Annotated in this window: 3 protein-coding genes; 1 reads left to right on the forward strand and 2 read right to left on the reverse strand. The window is 34.1% G+C overall.

The annotated features are described in order from the left end of the window. Window positions 1-196 precede the first annotated feature (196 nt). Together pruA and ACHZC3_RS04750 are read right to left on the reverse strand one after the other, a co-directional pair. The gene (pruA, locus tag ACHZC3_RS04745; protein WP_394758732.1) at window positions 197-1,822 is read right to left on the reverse strand and encodes an L-glutamate gamma-semialdehyde dehydrogenase; all 1,626 of its coding nucleotides are present in this window, start codon (window positions 1,820-1,822) and stop codon (window positions 197-199) included. 187 nt (window positions 1,823-2,009) lie between these two features. Beyond that, the gene (locus ACHZC3_RS04750; protein WP_394758733.1) at window positions 2,010-3,098 is read right to left on the reverse strand and encodes a M42 family metallopeptidase; all 1,089 of its coding nucleotides are present in this window, start codon (window positions 3,096-3,098) and stop codon (window positions 2,010-2,012) included. A gap of 120 nt (window positions 3,099-3,218) precedes the next feature. Between ACHZC3_RS04750 and ACHZC3_RS04755 the strand changes: the two genes are divergently transcribed. Further along, window positions 3,219-3,872, forward strand: a complete 654-nt coding sequence (locus ACHZC3_RS04755; RefSeq protein ID WP_394758734.1) for a DUF4294 domain-containing protein — start codon at window positions 3,219-3,221, stop codon at window positions 3,870-3,872. Window positions 3,873-4,599: the final 727 nt, after the last annotated feature.

Below are 4,599 nucleotides of genomic sequence, written 5' to 3' on the forward strand. Positions count from 1 at the left end.
TATTTCTTGAACAATTTGTAATTTAAAAGACATACTGTAGTCTTTTTGAGTACGCTTTACATAGCGAGGTTCCTGGGTGTTTTCCATAACGATGAATTTGTGTATCGCTATTTTAGGACAAGACATGTCTTCTAATAAAAAAACTCACAATGAATATTGAAATTCTTGTGAGTTTTTATTTTTGTAAAAATATATTTTATACTAAAAACGGATAGCTAAAATGTTCTGGTGTTACAAAAGTTTCTTTGATGGTTCTTGGCGAAACCCAACGTAGTAAGTTTTGCGCTGAACCCGCTTTGTCATTTGTCCCTGAAGCACGAGCTCCACCAAATGGTTGCATCCCTACTACAGCGCCAGTTGGTTTATCATTAATATAGAAATTTCCTGCGGCATTTTGCAAAGCCACTGTAGCTTCTTCAATGGCATAACGATCTTGACTTAAAATGGCTCCGGTCAAAGCATATTCGGAAGTATCATCAACTAGTTTCAATGTTTCTGACCAGTTTTTATCTTCATATACATAAATAGTCATTACTGGACCAAAAAGTTCGGTTTCCATGGTAGCATATTTAGGATTTGTAGTAACGATTACTGTTGGTTCAATAAAGTAACCTTTGGATTTGTCGTAATTCCCACCTACAATAATTTCGGCATCAGCATCTTTTTTAGCTTGGTCGATAAAACCAGCTAATTTATCAAATGAACCTTCATGAATTACCGCTGTGATAAAGTTACCAAAATCTTCTGGCGAACCCATTTTCATAGAATTCACATCTGTAATTAATTGTTCTTTTACTGCTGGCCATAAACTTTGAGGAATATAAGCTCTTGAAGCTGCTGAACATTTTTGACCTTGGAATTCAAATGCACCACGGGTAATTGCAGTAGTCACTTGTTTTACGTTAGCAGATGGATGTGCGATAATAAAATCTTTTCCTCCAGTTTCGCCTACAATTCTAGGATACGTTTTGTAATTATGAATGTTAGTTCCAATTTTTTTCCATATTTCTTTGAATATAAATGTTGAACCGGTATAGTGAATTCCTGCAAAATCTGGAGAAGCCAAAACGGTATCAGTAATCATAACTGGATCACCAAAAACAACATTAATTACGCCATCTGGAACACCAGCTTCTTTGAAAACATCGATAATAATTTTTGCTGAAAAAACTTGACTATCACTTGGTTTCCAAACGACAACATTTCCCATTAAGGCAGCACTTGCGGGAAGATTTGCTGCAATGGCTGTAAAGTTGAAAGGTGTAACAGCATATACAAAACCTTCTAAGGGGCGATATTCTACACGATTCCACATGTCAGAGTTTGAGGCTGGTTGGTCTTGGTAAATTTGTGTCATAAACTCTACGTTGAAACGTAAAAAATCGATTAATTCGCAAGAAGCATCAATTTCTGCTTGATGAATGGTTTTAGATTGCGCAATCATGGTTGCTGCATTTATTCTAGCTCTGTATGGCCCAGCAATTAGTTCGGCTGCTTTTAGAAAAATAGCTGCACGTTGTTCCCAAGCCATATTTGCCCATTTTGTTCTGCTTTCTAAAGCATTTGCAATGGCTTTTTCTACATGAGATTTTTCAGCAAGATGATATGTTCCAACAATGTGTTGGTGATCATGTGGCGCCGACATGTTTTTTGTATTTCCTGTGCGAATTTCTTCTGAACCAATATATAATGGCACATCAATTTTAGAATTCCACATTGTTTTGTAAACTTCTAAAACTCTTGCCTTTTCAGGAGAATTTGGTGCGTAACCTTTTACGGGTTCATTTACCGCTTTTGGTATATTGAAAAATCCTTTTAACATGGTTTTTTAATTCAAAGATTTGTACTGATTATTTTGTACAAAAGTACAAAGTAAAATTTTAAATAAGATAAGAAATATAAGTTCGTTTTTATTTCTATTTTTAGCCCCGATAGTAGTGAAAATCCTTTTTTGTTTTTTCTTTAAAAAACAAAAAGATTGAAACGGATAGCGGGATTAGCTCCTAAATCTATTTAAAATAAGAAAAAGTTTCGTTATTTTCTATTTTTAATAAAGTCTCATATATAAGTTTAATCACATTTTCTACATCATCGCGATGCACCATTTCGACAGTTGTGTGCATATATCTTAACGGGAGTGAGATAAGTGCAGAAGCTACTCCGCCATTGCTGTAAGCAAAAGCATCGGTATCGGTTCCTGTAACACGAGAGGAAGCCAATCGTTGAAAAGGAATTTTGTTTTTCTCGGCAGTATCTATAATCAGTTCACGCAAATTGTTTTGAACCGCAGGCGCATATGTTACAACTGGTCCTTTTCCTATTTTTGTTTCACCTTCAATTTTTTTCTCAATCATTGGCGTGGTTGTGTCATGACATACGTCGGTCACAATGGCAACATTTGGTTTGATGGTTTGGGTAATCATTTCGGCACCACGAAGACCAACTTCTTCTTGAACAGCATTTACAATATATAAACCGAAAGGTAGTTTTTTCTTATTTTCGTGAAGTAAACGAGCGACTTCGGCAATCATAAATCCGCCCATACGATTGTCTATAGCACGACAAACAAACTTATCATGATTTAAAATCATGAATTCGTCAGGATAAGTAATAACACAGCCCACATGAATTCCTAATTTTTCAACTTCTTCTTTAGTCATACAACCACAATCGATAAAAATATTATCTATTCTAGTAGCTTCTTCCTTGCTTCTATTTCGAGTATGTATCGCTGGCCAACCAAAAACACCTTTTACGATTCCGTTTTTTGTATGAATGTTTACTCGTTTCGATGGTGCAATTTGATGATCAGAACCACCATTCCTTATTACATATATTAATCCGTCATCAGTTATGTAATTTACATACCATGCAATTTCATCGGCATGACCTTCTATAACTACTTTGTATTTAGCATCAGGATTTATAACGCCAACCGCAGTTCCGTATGTGTCTGTAATAAAAGAATCAACGTATGGTTTAAGATAATTCATCCATAATTTCTGGCCATCAGATTCAAATCCAGTAGGAGAGGCGTTATTTAAGTAACTTTCTAAAAAGTCTAAAGAAGTTTTTTTAAGTATAGATTTCGTGTTCATAAAAATATTTTTTGCTAAATTATAAATTTGGCACTAGAGTTGTGTAATAAATATATATTTTTGATAAAAATTTAGTTATATAATATGAAATACTTACTTAGTCTTATAATTGGTTGCTTTATGACAACCATTTCATTTGGTCAAGTTACCAAAATAGATACTACCGAAGTAGAGAAACCTTTAGTAGGAATAGACACCATTGCTAAAATGCCTATTGAGTTAGAAGAAGTCTACGTATCCAATAGGTATAGTATAAAATCTGCCGAAGAAAGAAAGAAGTTTCTAATTCTTCAGCGTCGTGTACTTAAAGTATATCCTTATGCAAAGACTGCTGCCGATAGATTAACAGCTCTTAATGAAGGAATGAAAGGATTAAAGTCTGATAGAGACAAAAAAAAATATTTTAAATTAGTAGAAAATTATTTAACAAATGAGTTCGAAGGGCAACTAAAAAAACTAAGCCGCAAAGATGGGCAAATTTTGGTCAAACTAATTCACAGACAAACAGGATCATCCACGTTCGATTTAATCAAAGAATTAAAAAGTGGTTGGAAAGCATTCTGGTCTAACAACACAGCGCGATTGTTCGACATCAACCTCAAAACAAAATACGAGCCCTATGCGGTCTCCGAAGATTTTATAATAGAAGGAATACTATACAAAGCCTTTACCGACGGAAGATTGCCAAAACAACCTGCAAAGATTGACATGAATTATGCAGAACTTGCAAAAGTGTGGCGAGAAAAACTTAAAATTATCCAGGCTGAAAAGTAAAAGTAGAGCATCATAGTTAATATGGTGCTTTTTTTATGCCATACAGCCCCAAATCTTCGGGATGTCAAAATATAGCGTGTCCCTTCCGAAAAGGTCGGGTCGGGCTTTACGTTACAATCTTTTTATCGGCAAAAAGCCTCAAAAAAGGATTTTCACTGCAATCCCTCACGCGTTCAACGTCAAAGAGTCAATATTCGTTTTCTGAAAAGTATCTAGACAAACTTCAGTATTCAGCTTTACTTTCTTGCAAATCGCATAAACTTGTTTAAATTTGCGTTTTGATTTATCAAATCCATTTCCTTTGTGTTCGAGAATACATATATAATAAATAGGTTGTCTCAAATGTTTTTTATTTTTTTTATGGGGTTAAAAAAATCAGACTATAACCCTCATAAAACCAAAGGACTAGAAAATACTTTTAAAAAAGATTAAAAAAGGGTTAGGAAAAGAGAAAAGAAGTATTACTTTTGCACCCGCATTGGCAGAGAAGTTCATTTAATTATTGAGAAACGGATAAAAAAAATAAAATTAAAATTTTATTAAAAAGATTTGGAAAACAATAAAAAGGGATTACCTTTGCAGCCCGCAAGAGAATACGTTCATTGAGAGATTGGTTAGAAAAAGATAAGAAAACGGAAAAATAAATTTTTCTAAAAAAAACTTATCAAAACACTTGCCAGTTAAAAAATAACATGTACTTTTGCACCCGCTTCGAGAAACACATTAA

It is taken from the genome of Flavobacterium sp. (genome assembly GCF_043720215.1).
Taxonomy (GTDB): domain Bacteria; phylum Bacteroidota; class Bacteroidia; order Flavobacteriales; family Flavobacteriaceae; genus Flavobacterium.